The sequence below is a fragment of the Mesorhizobium sp. M1403 genome (genome assembly GCF_040317695.1).
Taxonomy (GTDB): domain Bacteria; phylum Pseudomonadota; class Alphaproteobacteria; order Rhizobiales; family Rhizobiaceae; genus Mesorhizobium.
The window spans coordinates 20,095-34,928 of sequence record NZ_JAMYKY010000012.1; the positions used below are offsets into that span (position 1 = coordinate 20,095).

A 14,834-nucleotide genomic window follows, 5' to 3' on the forward strand; every position below is an offset into this window, starting at 1 on the left:
GGGACACTTTTTGCGATCCGGCGCCGCGCTTATCGTCCACCCATCAATGCCAAACGGGAAAGGAAAACCCCATGTCGGACCCAGCCAAAGGCAAAGCTCCACGCCGCGCCCTCATCGTCATCGATGTTCAGAACGACTATGACGGCGGCAACCTCGCCATCCAGCATCCGCCGTTCCGCGAGAGCGTCGTCAATGTGGCGCGAGCGATGGACGCGGCCACCGAGGCAGGCGTCAAGGTGGTGGTCATCAAGCAGTTGGCACCGGAAACCTCATCGGTCTTCGCCAAGGGCAGCCATGGCGCCGAGTTGCACCCGGAAATCGCCAGGCGAAACCGCGACCACTACATCGAAAAGAACTTGCCCAGCGCCTTCACCGGCACGGATTTAGAGGAGTGGCTGCGCGCCAACTCTATCGATACGATCACGGTCATCGGCTACATGACGCATAATTGCGATCTGTCCACGGTCATCCATGCCGTGCATATGGGTTTTGAGGTCGAGTTCCTGTCGGACGCGACGGGGTCGTTGCCCTACGCCAACAGCGCCGGCTACGCTTCGGGCGAGGAAATCCATCGCGTCGTGACGATCGTATTGCAGTCGCGCTTCGCGGCCGTTCTCAAAACCGCCGAATGGATCGATTGCCTGAAGACCGGCGTGGTACCCCAGCACGACACACCCTATGCCTCCAACCAGCGCGCGCTGGCGCGAAGCGCGGCGTAGGAGACTATTGCGAGCAGGCAGAAGGGCGCCGCAGCGTTGCGGCGCCCTTTGCCGTTCGAGCGTTGATATCCTTAGAACAGGCCCTCGATCTGGCCCATTTCGTTCAGGAAGATCTTTTCCGAGGATGGCGCTTTGGGCAGACCGGGCATGGTCATCACCTCGCCGCAGATGATGACGACGAAGCCGGCGCCGGCAGACAGCCTGACCTCGCGCACCGGCACGGTGTGGCCGGTCGGCGCGCCGCGCAGATTCGGATCGGTGGAGAAGGAATATTGCGTCTTGGCCATGCAGACCGGCAAATGACCGTAGCCGGCGTGCTCCCAGGCGTGGAGCTGGTCGCGCACCGATTTGTCGGCGATCGCTTCGGAACCGCGATAGATGCGCTGGACGATGGTGTTGATCTTCTCGAACAGCGGCATGGCGTCGGGATAGAGCGGGGCAAATTGCGACGCGCCGGATTCGGCCAACGCCACGACTCTTTTGGCCAGTTCCTCGATGCCGGCCGATCCCTGAGCCCAGTGCTTGCACAGGATCGCCTCTTCGCCCATCGAGGCGACATAATCCTTCATCGCCTGGATCTCTGCCTCGGTGTCGGAGTAGAAATGGTTGATGGCGACCACGGCCGGCACACCGAACTGGCGGATGTTCTCGATGTGGCGGCCGAGATTCGCACATCCCTTCTTGACCGCCTCGACGTTCTCCTTGCCGAGTTCCTCCTTCTTGACGCCGCCATTCATCTTCATGGCGCGAACCGTGGCGACGATGACCGCCGCTGCCGGCCTCAGGCCGGCCTTGCGGCATTTGATGTCGAAGAACTTTTCGGCACCGAGATCGGCGCCGAAACCGGCTTCGGTGACGACGTAATCGGCAAGCTTCAGCGCCGTCGTGGTGGCAACGACGGAGTTGCAGCCATGCGCGATGTTGGCGAAGGGGCCGCCATGGACGAAAGCCGGGTTGTTCTCCAGCGTCTGCACGAGATTGGGCTGCATGGCGTCCTTCAAGAGTACGGCCATCGCGCCGTCGGCCTTGAGGTCGCGGGCATAGACGGCCGACTTGTCGCGACGATAGGCGACGATGATGTCGCCGAGGCGCTTTTCCAGGTCCTTCAGGTCGGTCGACAGGCACAGGATGGCCATGACTTCCGAGGCGACTGTGATGTCGAAACCGGCCTCGCGCGGGAAACCGTTGGCGACGCCGCCGAGCGAACAGATGATCTCGCGCAGCGACCGGTCGTTCATGTCCATGACGCGGCGCCAGACGACACGGCGGGTGTCGATGCCGAGCTCGTTGCCCCAATAGATATGGTTGTCGATCAGCGCCGACAGCAAGTTATGGGCGGTGGTGATGGCATGGAAATCGCCGGTGAAGTGGAGGTTCATGTCCTCCATCGGCACGACCTGCGCATAGCCGCCGCCGGCGGCACCGCCCTTGACGCCGAAATTCGGTCCGAGCGAAGCCTCGCGGATGCAGACGATGGCCTTCTTGCCGATGCGGTTGAGGCCATCGCCCAAGCCCACCGTCGTCGTCGTCTTGCCTTCGCCGGCCGGTGTCGGGTTGATGGCGGTCACGAGGATCAGCTTGCCGTCCTTGTTGCCCTTCACCGACTTGATGAACTCGGCCGAGATCTTCGCCTTGTCGTGGCCGTAGGGCAGAAGATGTTCGCTCGGAATGCCGATCTTCTGGCCGATCTCCTGGATCTGCTTCTTCCTGGCGCCGCGCGCGATCTCGATGTCGGACTTCACTTCGGCCATGACGGCTTCCCTCTGAATTGAACGGATTCGATTACTGTGGTCGCAAGCCCGGCACTGCAGGCGCGGGCATGTTCTACCCCTGTCGCTGCCGCGGCGTCAACTTTCATGCAACTATGTTTCCTACGAAGAAAGTGCCTCTGCGGTCGGCTGCCCTGCTACAGGTTCTTTTTTCGCGCCGGTCGCCGCGCCGTATAGAAGCCAGAGCAGGCGCGGTTCCGCCGTCTCAAAACAGCCGCGTAATACGCGAAAAGCGACAGAAGCAACGGCGCAAATTCACCAGCGCCGGCTGCGCGGAACGATCCGCTACTGCGTCAGCACGTTGCTGATCTCGACCATGTTCGAGCGGACCCTGAGTATGTAAAACCCCATCGTCGTCAGATGTGTCGGCAACAGCCAGCCGTCCTCGCGGCCATTGGCGATGATGAAGGGCTGGATGCGCAGCGCCGAGACGAATTGCGCGTCCATCGTATCCCACAGGTTCTGCAGGTGCTTTTCCTTGATGACGTCCTCGAAGTCGGCCTGCGCGCCCTTCATCAGCCCGTAATAGGCATAAAGCTGGCCATAGGCGAACCAGAAGCGGTCGTCGGCACGGGTGTCGAACCAGCCATTGTTGTGGTTTTCGGCACGCTCCTTGAGGATCGCCGAGGTCGAGCCGATGTCGGACGAGATGCGGTCGATATACTGCTTGAGATTGTCGGCGCGGGCATCGAACGTGGCCTGGCAGGCTGCCAGACGGGCGTTGAAGGAACGCAGCTTGCGCACCGCGTCGCGATAATAGCTCGGCGTCGGCGTCTTGGGACCAAACGGGTTCAAGCCGAAGTACCAGGTTTCCTCATCGAACTGCAGATTGCCGCGGGCGTCCTGCAGGTCGGCGTCGATCTGCGAGGTGGTGCGGACGCGGCCGAGATTGTCGGCAAGCTCGGTCGCCGTGCGCCGCACCGCCTGGTTGATGCCGCGCTGGAACGAAGCCTTGTTGTCCATGAACGGCGTGTGGTCCCAGTCGATGCCGAACAGGCCGAGCTTGTAGAGGATCATCGACGACACCCAGGCATTCTGGTTGACGTTGAAGTCGGTCAGGTCGGCCGCAACCTGGGCAATGGCTGAATTTCCGCAGGTCTTGGCCGTGTCGGTGCCGGCGCCTGCAGAGACCTGTTCACCGGCGGAGCTGTTGCGCTTTTCGAACGTGTATTTGTCGACGTAATTCGGGTCGAAATTGTTCCACCACTGGGTGGCGTAGAAGAAATTGACATAGAGGCCGATCAGCAGGAGCAGCGCCAGGCCGAGCACTGCCTTCAGGATCCAGCCGCGTTGCGTGTACCAGCGCCCCGCCCACAGGAACGGCCACAGGATCGCGCCGATGAGCAAGCCGATGCCGCGGCCAATCCACTGGAAAATCCGGGTGAAGAAATTCACGATCGGATCAAGCATGGCGATGTCACCCCCTCAGTCAGTCAAGCCGTAGAGGCGTGTGCGAAACGCCACCTTGTCCTTCAAATATGTGGTTTTCAGAACGTCCACAACATGCGATCGCCAAGCGTCGCTGAAGCCGTCATAATCCCTGTAGAAGCCCGGCTTGTTGAAGACGTAACGCGAGACGAAGTCCTGCGGCACGAAGTCCGAGATCAACTGGTTGGTCAGCCAGGCGTCTTGATGGTCCGGCTTGGCGCGGATCACCAGGAAGCGCTGCTGCGGGAACACATCCTCTATCTTGAGATGGCCGAGTTGGGCGATCTCGCGCTTGGCGGCGTTGAGGAAGGGAAAATCGCCGTCCCTGGTGATCAGATCGGCGTGGCCGTGGATCCAGGTCTGCAGCCAGACCTTATCGACGTCGGTCAGATTGCGGTCGGGCTCGGCGTCGCGGATCAGGGCGCGCACCACCATTTCGGCGCGATGCTCGAGATAGCCGGAGGTTTCGATCCATGAGGCGCGCGGCAGCTCGATGCGGCCGGTCGAAGCGAGGAACTTGAAAACCTTGTCGGCGTCATGGATCGAGAGATAGCTCACCTGCCACGGCCGCGAGCGGCGGAAGCCGGGCGCTGCCGGGTCGCTGATCACCGTCGTCACGTCGGGATCGACGAACACATAGAGCCCGCCGAAATGGCTGGTCCAATAGGCGTTGTGGCGGAAGATCACCTGGTCCGGCACCAGCGCATTCTCGCGGATGTCGCCGCAGACCTTCGCCAGCTCGACCATGTGTGCAAGCATGGCATTGTCGCGCCAGGCATCCGGTTCCTGCTTCAGCCGGTCGACCAGCTTGCCGAGCTCGGCGGCCTTGCCCAGCACGTCCTCGGCCGACAGCACCTTGAACTCGACCTGATTGATCGACAGCAGATCCTCGATGTCGTCGACCTTGGGGACTGAATCCTCGATCTCGCCGTAGATGACGTCCTTGATTGTCAGCGCATCGATGGCGCGCTGGTTCTTCGACATGAACTCGTACATCAGCAGCGAGGTGTTGGAGAAAGCCGTGTGCACCACCGGCAGGTCGATCTGCGACGGCGTCAGGATGATGAAGCGGCGGTTGATCTCGTTCGGATCGAGGTAGCTGTAGTCGCCGCATTCCTCGGCGACCTGCGGCGAAAAGCCGGTACGGTCGATCTCGAAGCTTTTCAGCTTGGTCGGCTTCAGCCCGAAGGCGACCATCGCCTTGTTGTAGCGCTGGATCAGATGCGGCTCGTCGACCGTCAGCAGCCGGCCGTAGATCAGCTCGTTGTCGCGTAGCAGGTCGGGTTTCTTGGCAGGACTCATGCGCGTAGTCCCAACGGATCTTGCGCTGGATGACCGAGCTCCAACGCTGACGCCCCCCTCTCCCCGTTCTTCACGGGGAGAGGGTAAGGGTGAGGGGCAGCGCAAACGGTCAAGGACATGTCTCTCCATAGCCTTTGGCGGCGACAAATCGAAGATCACGCGTTTCGATATGGCGTTCGAGGCGCCCTTCGATCGCAGCCACCACTGTTTCAAGGACTGCTTCCCGCTCCTTCAATACGTCTACGTTCCAAAAGCGAAGGATAGACCAGCCATCGGAGACGATGAAGCGATCTCGGATTCGATCATATTGGCTGCCGACATGCTGACTGCCATCGACTTCGACGACGAGCTGGCAGTCTCTGCAGGCGAAATCGACGAAGTAAGAGCCTATCGGCAACTGCCGTACGAATTTATGGCCGTTCAGTCTGCGGTCGCGCAACTCCAGCCAGAGCGCGGTTTCTGCATCGTTGTCGGATTGACGCAGGCGCCTTGCGCGCTTGGTTGTGTCTATTTCTGGCCCACGCATGCGCTGCCCCTCACCCTTACCCTCTCCCCGTGAAGAACGGGGAGAGGGGGGCGTCAGCGTTTGAGCCACGTCTTTCAGCGTTGCTGTGGGAGCTTATGCATCGCACCGGAAACAGTGCTATCCGGTGAGAAGGAAGATCACGCATTCCACATTCCCTTCTTCTTCAACTCCTCGATCTCGCGGACGGCACGCTCCCGCAGACGGGTGTCGCGGATCATCTTGGTCACCGCCGCATCGTCCGACTTGTCGGAATAGCGGAATTCGGAATCCGCATAGCGGTTGATCTCCTGCATGACCATGTCCATCGAGAACGGCCCTCGCAGTTCCTCGATCATCGCCTTCTTGTCGTCGTAGCTTTTGTGCATGAAGGCTTCCCGCTTCTCGAACCACTCGTCGGGCAATTCGATGTCCATGGCGCGCATCTTGATCGCGTCGGTGACGTTCTTGATGGCGCGTCCGGTGAAACGCGGCTCGGCATCCTTGATCAAGTGCAGATAGGTGCCGATATCGGCCATCGACTTCGGCGCGCCGTTCTCCTTCATGTAGCGCTCATAGACCTTCATCAGCCCGTCTTCCTGCGGCTTCTCATGCTCCTCGTAAGCCTCCATCACCGCGCGCTGGATTTCCTGAGCGGCATAGAGCTTGTGGTCGCCGAGCGGGATCTTGTGGTTCTTGCCGGCGAGCAGGACGAAGATGTCGATGTAGTCGTCGCGGCTCTGCGGGCCGTCGACCAGCCAGCGGGCGCCGGCGCGCTGGCGCAATGCGTCGTCAACGTTTTCGGGATAGTTGGAAAACATGCCGAACGAGCAATTGCCGCGCACCACGGTTGCCGCGCCGGCAAATGCGTCCATCAGCACACCGGTGATTTCCTGCTGGCCGGCCGAGGCGCGGTCGTCTGAGCGGCGTGCGGCGACCTGGTCGATATCGTCGATGGTGCCGAAGCCGATGACGCGCGGGTTCAGCACATTGTTGATGAACTGGCGGCAGTTCTGGCCGGACTTGCCCTGGTAGGAGGAGATCTGGTCGACGCCGAAATTTTCGTAGGCGAAGGGATAGCCGGCGACTTGGCAGTAGCCGTTGAGAAGGCCGGCGATCATCTGGATCAGCGTCGTCTTGCCGGTGCCGGGCGCGCCGTCGCCGATAAACGTGAACAGGAAGCCGCCAAGCTCGACGAATGGGTTCAGCTCGCGCTCGAAGTCGTACGCCATCAGCATCTTGGCGAGCTTTACCGACTGGTACTTGGCGATGTGGTTGCCGACGACCTCTTCCGGTTTCTTGAAGGTCATCACCAGCGGTTTTGCCCGCTTGCCAGGGGCGACGTCGAAACCATCGAGGGTAAAATCGTCGACGTCGATGCGGATATGGGCGTTCTCGAACGGGCCGATGCCGTCGAAGCGGCCCTTTCGCGCCAACAGCCCGTCGATGGCTACGCGGGCAAAGGCGCGGGCGCGGGTCATCAGGTCGGCGTCGTCCTTCGAACCTGCTATCGCCCTGTCGAGCCCGGCCACGATCGACTTCACCGCATCCTGCGGGGTGTCGAACAGAAAGTCCGGCTCGGGCGTGTCGTTCGGCGCCTCGCCGTCGCTGTCGATCAGCTGGAACAAATAGGAGGCGAGGCTGAAGGCGGAGATGTAGGCAGAGGCCGACAGCAGCTTCTTGAAGGTGGCAGCTTCGTCGCCTTCGAGCGGCGCGCGGGCGTTTTTCGCCTGCAGGCTTTCGAGGTCCGAGCCTTCGGCGAAGACATCCGATATGGCTAGCGCTATTGCCGCCCCGCGCCGAGCGCGAAACAACAGCATGTGCTGCGGTATGGTCAGCAATTGGTCGTCGGGATGGACGGCGGCGACGGTTTTGGCGAGCTCGACCTCGCGCGTGCGGCGAACCGAGCCGACCGAGACGGTCGAGACGAAGCGGCGGTTGGTGCCCGCAAGCGCTGTGCCGGACTCACGCGATGGGTCTTCCAGCACGACGATGCGGGTGATGAAACTTTGCGCAGTGGCGCGGTGCTTTTCAATTGCCGCTTCCGGGATGGTGGTCAGGCCGGTGTCCATGGAAGATGCTCCGCGATTTGACGGTCAGACGTCGCTGATGACCTGCCCTTTGGACAGGATGTGGACCTTGTAGCCCGAAAAGATCTTCTGCGCCTCGCCGGCGGCATAGAGCGCCTGATAGGCCTCGTGCGGGATCAGCGCATGGTTCTCATAGCTCGACACGCCCTGGCGCGCGGCCTCGAGATCGTCGGTATTGATGAAGAATTCCTGCGTCGTCTTTTCGCTCGAGAACAGCCCCTTGCGGCCTGGCTTCTCGGCCTTGGAAAAGACCTCCTGGATGGTCCAGGTCAGCAGCCAGGCGTTTTCCGGCTTGCGCACCTTGGCCAGCACTTCGCTTACCGTCGAATTGTTGTCGGTAATCCCTGCAGAATAGAACGGGCCGAGCACGACGCGACGCAGCTGCTTGGGATGCAGCGGTTCGAAATCCTTGTCGAGGTTGACCGCGATGGTCGCCGGCGACAGCGTGTAGGCGGAATTCTTCTCGGTGAAATCGTCGAAACGGTGGGCGAGCTCGGGATTGAGCAAGCCGTCGACCGGCAGCGGAATGTCGACCCTCTCATTAAGCTTGCCGCCGGAGTCGACCAGCTGCCGGATCATGTCGTCGGAGGAATCCTCGACCGTCAGCATATAGACCAGCGGCAGGTTGGCGCTGCCGTCGAAGCAGGCCCAGTGGACCAGATAATAGGGCCGCAACGTCTTCGGATTGACCGAAACCTTGGCCGTCTGGGCCAGCGTGAACGGGCCAAAGGTGGTCTCGCTCTTGACGTCTTCGAGGTAGAGCCGCTCGGCCATCGACTTCTGCAGCGCTTCGGGGAATTCCTTGTGGCGCAGGATGAAGTCCGCCATTTCCTCGCGCAGCTCGTCGGCCAACGGGAGGTTGGCGAGGCGCGCATCGGCCTGGCGGCGGTCGTTTTCCAGCTCGAGCAGGTTCTGGAAGACCGGAAAACCGCTTTCGGCGCGCGAGATGCGGAACGTCTCGGTGAAGCCCAGCCGGTAGCGCCAACACGAGAACGACTTGTCGAGCCGCGCGATGTATTCGGCGACGATCTTGGCGACGATGCCATGCCGGTAGAGCGGCGAGCGATCGTCGCGCATGAACACTTCGAGGCCGCCAAGTGCCGCCGCGATCGCCGAGAAATAGCGCGCCGCCGCTTCGTTTTCGGGGGTCATGCTGCCAGCCCTTGGGAGCAGTGCACGTGCAGCAATTACGACTGCACGTAATTTGCCGAATTGTGCTTCTTCATCACGTCGTCGAAGCGGCGGGCGAAGGCATCGTCGGCGAGCTTCTTGCGGCGCTGGATGTCGGCGGTGGCGACCATGTTCTTCTCGTGCATTTCAAGCAGATCGCCAATGTGCTTCTGCGAGGCAGCACCAATGCCGGCCATGGTCTCTTCGGCGGTGTTGTCGACCTGGCTGCCCAGCGTGTTGATCTTGTGGGCGACATCCTGTTGGGCGGCGGTCTTCAGCGAATCTTCCAGCGCCTTGTACAGCACGATGCGCTGCTCGGTATCGATGGTCAGCTTGTTGATCAGCGTCGATTGCGCCGCGATCTGGTTGTTGAGCGAATCGACGAAGGTCTGGAACATCGAGGTGTAGCGCTCCAGCGTCTGGCTTTCGGCCAGCAATTCTTGCTCCTTGGCCTGCTTCTCGTTGTATTCCGTGGCCAGTTTCGAACGCTCGCCTTCAAGCTGCGTGCGCTCCTTCTGGCTGGTCGAGGCGGCGATCTTGTTCTCGATGTCGAGCAGCATCGGGTTGAGCTCCTCGATGCGCTTCTGCACGGTCTCGAGATTGGACATCGTGGTCTTGCGGCGCTCGATCACCTGCGACAGGCTGGCCTCGGAGGTTTTGTAGCGCGTGTCGAGAACCTGCTTCTGCGCCTTGAGGATGCCGACGATGGTGTCGGACTTCGCCAGCAGTTCCTGCAAATTGCCGGCCAGCGACATGTTGCGGACGCGGTCGGTGCGCATGCGCTGCTTGCGCTGGCTGGAGAAGACGCCGACGAAACTTTCCCAGCCGGTGTAGTTCTTCATGCTCTCGAATTCGGCGCCGAAGACGTTGGTGGCGTCCTCGAGGCCGATGATCAGGTCGGCGATATTGCCTTCCATCACCTTCTGCTGCTTCAGCACATCCTCGATGCGGGCATTCTCGATGTCGAAATTGGCGTCGCCGATCCTCTTGTCGGCGGTGGCGAGCGTGTCGAGCACGGCACCGGACTGCTCAATCTTGGTGCGCATGTCCTGCACGACCTGCTTGGTCTTGGCAATCTCGGCATCGAAATTCTGCAATGTCGCCATTGGGGCCTCCCGCTTCGGCATCGGTTTCGTTTCGCAAACCGCCGCGAATATATGTGCCGGGTTTGGCGAATGAAAGACGGAAGACATGGGATTACAGGAAAACAAAGAATTTCAGGAGGCGACTGCAGGATAATCAAGCCATGATTACGCTGTAACTGCCGGCCGGTCAGGCACCGCTTCGGCCTCGGCTGGACTTTTGCGCGGGAGCGACGCTCAGGGCTTGGGATCGGCTTTGAGGTAGGCGATGACGTTGGCGATGTCATCGTCGCTGGTCAGGCCGGAGAAGGCCATTTTGTTGCCGGGGACCTTCTGCCGGGGTGCGCGCAGGTATTCGGCAAGGTTTGCTTGGTCCCAGACCAAACCGGCGGCGCCGGCATCCTTCATCGCCTGCGAGTAACGGCTGAGATAACTGTCCGCGGTGCCGGCGGTGCGGCCGACGACACCCAGCAGATGCGGGCCGACCTTGTCGCGGTCGCTCGTTGCCTCGTGACAGACCATGCATCTGTTGAAGACCTTTTTGCCGAGAGCAGCATCGCCGTCGGCATGCGCGGCAACAACGTCGGCGATGAGGAAAGCAGTTGCAGACGAAATTACTCGAAGCATGGGAACTCCCGACGGCTCTGGCAGTGGATCAAAATAGGCGGCACGCTCAACAAAGGCTGCAATGGCGCGATTGCGGAACGAATGTCAGCCGGGAGGTCGGATGAAAGCAATAGCGCTGGTTTAGGCTTTGGTGAAGCCGATGAAATCGTCTGGGGCGGCGCGGCCCATTTCCTCTTCCCAATGGCGGCGGCAGAGCGAGACATAGACGTCCTTGCCGATCGCCACCTGTTCGCCCTGTTTGGCCACCTTGCCGTCGGCGCCGAGGCGCACCACCATCGTCGCCTTGCGGCCGCAGCGGCAGATGGTGCGCACCTCGCGCAGGTCGTCGGCGATCGCCAGCAGGGCGCGCGAGCCGGAAAACAGCTTGCCTTGGAAATCGGTGCGCAGGCCGTAGCACATGACCGGGATGTTCAGCCGGTCGGCGATGCGGGCGAGTTGCCAGACCTGCTCCTCTTCGAGGAACTGCGCCTCATCGATAAAGACACAATGGACCGTGGCGTGGTCATGATGCTCGGCGACCCGGGCGAATAGGTCGTCGCCGTCGCGGAACATCTCGGCTTCCGTCTCCAGGCCGATACGCGACGAGATCAGCCCGGTATCGCCCTTGCGATAGTGGCCGGCGATGAACAGCATCGTCGTCATGCCGCGCTCGCGGTAATTATACGAGGCCTGCAACAACATCGTCGTCTTGCCGGCATTCATCGTCGCATAGTGGAAGTACAGCTTGGCCATGCCGTCCTTTTAAGCCGAGTTGCAACAAAGCGGGGAGGGGGAGCGCCTACATTCCACCGGGAAAAGACGACTTCCATCCGGAAAGCGGCGGGCGTGTCGTTGATCGACCAGCCTGCGCCGTTGATCGTGGTTGCCTTAGTGCTTGAAACCGCAGCAGAATGGTGTTTGGCTGACGGAACAAAGGTGGAGATGAAACCGCCACTTCGCTTCACCGAGAACTGAAATGGGAGAATTTTGATGTCGCGCATGAATTCATTCGTCGCCGGTCTCGGCCTGGCGGCTTTTCTAACCACGACTGCGGCGTTCGCCGGCGATCCGGAAAGCTGCAAGACGGTGCGCATGTCCGATGTCGGCTGGACCGACATCCAGGCGACAACCGGCATAGCCTCGGTGCTGCTCACCGCGCTCGGCTACGAGCCGCAGGTAATCCAGCTTTCGGTGCCGGTGACGATGGCGTCGCTGAAGAACAAGGACCTCGATGTCTTCCTCGGCAACTGGATGCCGTCGATGACCAACGACATCAAGGACTACACCGCAGAAGGCTCGATCGAGACCGTGAGCGAGAATTTGAGCGGTGCCGGCTACGGCATCGTCGTGCCGACCTATGTCGCCGACGCCGGCGTCAAAACGCTGACAGATCTCGGCAAGTTCAAGGACAAGTTCGACGGCAAGATCTACGGCATCGAGGCCGGCAATGACGGCAACCGCATCATCCTCGACATGATCAAGAACCCGGCCGACAATCTCGAAGGCTTCGAGCTGGTCGAATCCTCCGAAGCCGGCATGCTCACCCAGGCCGAGCAGTCGATCAAAAACAATGAATGGATCGCTTTCCTCGGCTGGACGCCGCATCCGGTGATGGGCGCCATGAAGATCACCTATCTCGACGGCATGGGCGACACTGGCTTCGGCGCCGCCACCGTGCATACGATCGTGCGCAAGGGCTATACGACCGAGTGCCCGAATGCCGGCAAGTTCATCACCAACCTGAAGTTCAACCTGGACATGGAAGGCGAGATGATGGACGCGATCCTGAAGGGTGGCGACGCCAATACGGTCGCGACCGACTGGCTGAAGAAGCACCCGGACGCGGTTGCTCCCTGGATCGCCGGCGTCACCACCTTCGACGGCGGCGACGCGGCGGCAGCGGTGAAAACAGCGCTCGGAAGCTGACCTGACCGCTTGCACGACAAGACGAGGGGCAGCCACGGTAGAAATGGCTGCCCTTTTTCATATCCTGTGACAAGATGACCGTCCGGCAAAGGACGGCGCCGGCAGAAGAGGGGCTAGATGGATCCGATCTCCAAATTCCTGGTCAGCTACAAGATCCCCATTGGCGCGTGGGGGAAGGCGTTTTTCGGCTTTCTCACCGACAATTTCGACACCGTCTTCAGGGCTTTCTCCAACAGCCTCAACTTCCTGCTCGATGGCATCGTCGACGGGTTGCTGTTGCTGCCGCCGGTTCTGCTGATCGCCCTGATCGCTTTGCTCGCCTATTTCCTGCAGCGTTCGAAAGGCCTGGCCCTGGCGGTGTTCATCGGGTTGCTGTTCATCCTCAACCAGAACCTGTGGAAGCAGACGGTGGAGACGCTGGTGCTGGTCGTTGCCGCCGCCGCCGTCTCGATGGCTATCGGCGTGCCGCTCGGCATCTGGGCCGCGCACAAGCCGAAGATCTATCGCGTCATGCTGCCGGTGCTCGACCTGATGCAGACGCTGCCGACCTTCGTCTACCTGATCCCGGTGCTGACCCTGTTCGGCCTCGGCAACGCGCCCGGCCTGATCGTCACCATCATCTTCGTCATCCCGACCTCGGTCCGGCTCACCCATCTCGGTGTCACCTCGGTGCCGAAATCGATCGTCGAGGCGGGCGAAGCGTTCGGCGCCACCAAGCGCCAGCTGCTGTGGAAGGTCGAGCTGCCTTCGGCACTGCCGACCATCATGGCTGGGCTGACCCAATCGATCATGCTGTCGCTGTCGATGGTGGTGTTCGCCGCCCTGATCGGCGCCGGCGGCCTCGGCACAGAGATCAACCGGGCGCTCGGGTCGCGCCGGATCGACCTCGGGCTTGAGGCAGGTCTGGCCATCGTCGTGCTCGCCATCGTGCTTGATCGAATGACGCGCATCGGCGTGGGAGGCAAGAAATGACCGTCGCCGTCGATTTCAGGGATGTCGACATCGTCTTTGGCGCCGACCAGGCCGGTTCGCTGGCGCTGATCGACAGCGGCGCCACCCGTGCCGAGATCCTCGAACAGACCGGCAACGTGCTGGGCTGTGCCGGTGCCAGCCTCACCGTGCACGAGGGTGAGATTTCGGTGCTGATGGGCCTGTCCGGCTCTGGCAAGTCGACGCTGCTCAGGGCCGTCAACCGGCTGAACGTCGTCTCGCGCGGCCAGGTGCTGGTCAAGGGCGGCGATGGTACGGTCGACGTCGTCACCTGCGACGAGGCGACGCTTCGGCGGTTGCGGCAAAAGCAGGTGGCGATGGTGTTTCAGCAGTTCGGCTTGCTGCCGTGGCGCACCGTCGAGGAGAATGTCGGCCTTGGCCTCGAGCTCGCCGGCGTACCGGAAGCCGAGCGCAAGGAGCGGGTGAGCAAACAGCTGAAGCTGGTTCATCTCGACCAGTGGTCGAAGAAATACGCGCATGAGCTTTCCGGCGGCATGCAGCAGCGCGTCGGCCTGGCGCGCGCCTTTGCCACCGAGGCGCCGATCCTACTGATGGACGAGCCGTTCTCGGCACTCGACCCGCTGATCCGGACCAAGCTGCAGGACGAGTTGTTGCAGCTTCAGGCCGAGCTGAAGAAGACCATCATTTTCGTCAGCCACGACCTCGAGGAGGCGCTGAAGATCGGCACCCACATCACCATCATGGAGGGCGGGCGCATCGTGCAGACCGGTGCGCCGGAAGACATCGTGCTGCGGCCCGCCAACGACTATGTCCGCGACTTCATCGCCAATGTGAACCCGCTCTCGGTGCTGACCGCCTGGAACGTCATGCGCGACCGCCGCGACCTCGAGCACGGCGAGAACGGCTGGGTGTGGCTCGACCGGCGCAAGACGACGCGCTTCAAGATCGACGAGCATGGGCTGGTGGCGGCGGCCGAGCGCGACGGCAAGCCGGCGGTATGGGTGTCCTGCGCCGATGTCGAAGCCCAGCCGGAAGAGACGGCGCAGGTGTTCTGGGCCAATCCCGGCACCTCGCTGAAGACGGTGATGCTGGCCATGCATCGCTCGCAGACTGCACCGGTGGCGCTGTTCGACGATCAGTCGCGCTTCGTCGGTGCCATCGGCGTCAGGGATGTGCTGAGCGCGGTGCTTCGAAGGTAGTTTTTCTCCTTGGGGAGAGAACCAAGACCAACGCCGAGTTCTGTCGCGCCCCCCTCTGTCCTGCCGGACATCTCCCCCTTGGGGGGAGAT

The 14,834-nt window shown here is 61.5% G+C and carries 14 protein-coding genes; 5 read left to right on the forward strand and 9 right to left on the reverse strand.

What is annotated here, in order from left to right; translation table 11 throughout:
- Positions 1-71 precede the first annotated feature (71 nt).
- Positions 72-719, forward strand: coding sequence for a cysteine hydrolase family protein (locus NKH01_RS19525; RefSeq protein ID WP_352482061.1), 648 nt, complete (start codon positions 72-74; stop codon positions 717-719).
- A gap of 71 nt (positions 720-790) precedes the next feature.
- Here the strand turns inward: NKH01_RS19525 and NKH01_RS19530 are convergent, their stop codons facing one another.
- The 9 genes from NKH01_RS19530 to NKH01_RS19570 all read right to left on the reverse strand — a co-directional run bounded on the left by NKH01_RS19530 (position 791) and on the right by NKH01_RS19570 (position 11,421).
- On the reverse strand, positions 791-2,470 hold the full coding sequence (locus NKH01_RS19530; RefSeq protein ID WP_352494783.1) for a formate--tetrahydrofolate ligase: 1,680 nt from the start codon (positions 2,468-2,470) through the stop codon (positions 791-793).
- Positions 2,471-2,773: 303 nt separating this feature from the next.
- Positions 2,774-3,898, reverse strand: a complete 1,125-nt coding sequence (locus tag NKH01_RS19535; RefSeq protein WP_352978778.1) for a DUF2333 family protein — start codon at positions 3,896-3,898, stop codon at positions 2,774-2,776.
- 15 nt (positions 3,899-3,913) lie between these two features.
- A complete protein-coding gene (locus NKH01_RS19540; RefSeq protein WP_353021804.1) occupies positions 3,914-5,218 on the reverse strand; it encodes a DUF6638 family protein in 1,305 nt (434 codons plus the stop codon).
- A 109-nt stretch (positions 5,219-5,327) separates the two neighbouring features.
- Positions 5,328-5,744, reverse strand: a complete 417-nt coding sequence (locus NKH01_RS19545; protein WP_084642682.1) for an endonuclease domain-containing protein — start codon at positions 5,742-5,744, stop codon at positions 5,328-5,330.
- A gap of 137 nt (positions 5,745-5,881) precedes the next feature.
- A complete protein-coding gene (locus tag NKH01_RS19550) occupies positions 5,882-7,792 on the reverse strand; it encodes an AAA family ATPase (RefSeq protein WP_353021806.1) in 1,911 nt (636 codons plus the stop codon).
- Positions 7,793-7,816: 24 nt separating this feature from the next.
- Complete coding sequence (locus NKH01_RS19555) at positions 7,817-8,962, reverse strand: hypothetical protein (protein WP_353021808.1); 1,146 nt, start codon at positions 8,960-8,962, stop codon at positions 7,817-7,819.
- Positions 8,963-8,997: 35 nt separating this feature from the next.
- Positions 8,998-10,086 (reverse strand): hypothetical protein, encoded by a 1,089-nt coding sequence (locus tag NKH01_RS19560; RefSeq protein ID WP_352715467.1) that lies wholly within the window; start codon positions 10,084-10,086, stop codon positions 8,998-9,000.
- Positions 10,087-10,299: 213 nt separating this feature from the next.
- Positions 10,300-10,689 (reverse strand): c-type cytochrome, encoded by a 390-nt coding sequence (locus NKH01_RS19565; RefSeq protein WP_353021811.1) that lies wholly within the window; start codon positions 10,687-10,689, stop codon positions 10,300-10,302.
- A gap of 120 nt (positions 10,690-10,809) precedes the next feature.
- Positions 10,810-11,421, reverse strand: a complete 612-nt coding sequence (locus NKH01_RS19570) for a thymidine kinase (RefSeq protein WP_023719232.1) — start codon at positions 11,419-11,421, stop codon at positions 10,810-10,812.
- A gap of 93 nt (positions 11,422-11,514) precedes the next feature.
- Here NKH01_RS19570 and NKH01_RS19575 point away from each other — a divergent pair, with 93 nt between their 5' ends.
- The 4 genes from NKH01_RS19575 to choV all read left to right on the forward strand — a co-directional run bounded on the left by NKH01_RS19575 (position 11,515) and on the right by choV (position 14,744).
- The gene (locus NKH01_RS19575; protein WP_353021815.1) at positions 11,515-11,643 is read left to right on the forward strand and encodes a hypothetical protein; all 129 of its coding nucleotides are present in this window, start codon (positions 11,515-11,517) and stop codon (positions 11,641-11,643) included.
- 15 nt (positions 11,644-11,658) lie between these two features.
- Positions 11,659-12,594 (forward strand): choline ABC transporter substrate-binding protein, encoded by a 936-nt coding sequence (locus tag NKH01_RS19580; protein ID WP_353021818.1) that lies wholly within the window; start codon positions 11,659-11,661, stop codon positions 12,592-12,594.
- A gap of 117 nt (positions 12,595-12,711) precedes the next feature.
- Entirely contained in the window at positions 12,712-13,566 is an 855-nt protein-coding gene (choW, locus tag NKH01_RS19585; RefSeq protein ID WP_023719230.1) for a choline ABC transporter permease subunit, read from the forward strand.
- Positions 13,563-14,744, forward strand: coding sequence for a choline ABC transporter ATP-binding protein (choV, locus tag NKH01_RS19590; protein ID WP_353021821.1), 1,182 nt, complete (start codon positions 13,563-13,565; stop codon positions 14,742-14,744). The genes choW and choV overlap by 4 nt, the downstream gene beginning before the upstream one ends.
- Positions 14,745-14,834 lie beyond the last annotated feature (90 nt).

Coding starts and splice junctions, on each gene's coding strand:
- NKH01_RS19525 (WP_352482061.1), top strand. CDS start 72: ATGTCGGACCCAGCCAAAGGCAAAGCTCCACGCCGCGCCCTCATCGTC.
- NKH01_RS19530 (WP_352494783.1), bottom strand. CDS start 2,470: ATGGCCGAAGTGAAGTCCGACATCGAGATCGCGCGCGGCGCCAGGAAG.
- NKH01_RS19535 (WP_352978778.1), bottom strand. CDS start 3,898: ATGCTTGATCCGATCGTGAATTTCTTCACCCGGATTTTCCAGTGGATT.
- NKH01_RS19540 (WP_353021804.1), bottom strand. CDS start 5,218: ATGAGTCCTGCCAAGAAACCCGACCTGCTACGCGACAACGAGCTGATC.
- NKH01_RS19545 (WP_084642682.1), bottom strand. CDS start 5,744: ATGCGTGGGCCAGAAATAGACACAACCAAGCGCGCAAGGCGCCTGCGT.
- NKH01_RS19550 (WP_353021806.1), bottom strand. CDS start 7,792: ATGGACACCGGCCTGACCACCATCCCGGAAGCGGCAATTGAAAAGCAC.
- NKH01_RS19555 (WP_353021808.1), bottom strand. CDS start 8,962: ATGACCCCCGAAAACGAAGCGGCGGCGCGCTATTTCTCGGCGATCGCG.
- NKH01_RS19560 (WP_352715467.1), bottom strand. CDS start 10,086: ATGGCGACATTGCAGAATTTCGATGCCGAGATTGCCAAGACCAAGCAG.
- NKH01_RS19565 (WP_353021811.1), bottom strand. CDS start 10,689: ATGCTTCGAGTAATTTCGTCTGCAACTGCTTTCCTCATCGCCGACGTT.
- NKH01_RS19570 (WP_023719232.1), bottom strand. CDS start 11,421: ATGGCCAAGCTGTACTTCCACTATGCGACGATGAATGCCGGCAAGACG.
- NKH01_RS19580 (WP_353021818.1), top strand. CDS start 11,659: ATGTCGCGCATGAATTCATTCGTCGCCGGTCTCGGCCTGGCGGCTTTT.
- choW (WP_023719230.1), top strand. CDS start 12,712: ATGGATCCGATCTCCAAATTCCTGGTCAGCTACAAGATCCCCATTGGC.
- choV (WP_353021821.1), top strand. CDS start 13,563: ATGACCGTCGCCGTCGATTTCAGGGATGTCGACATCGTCTTTGGCGCC.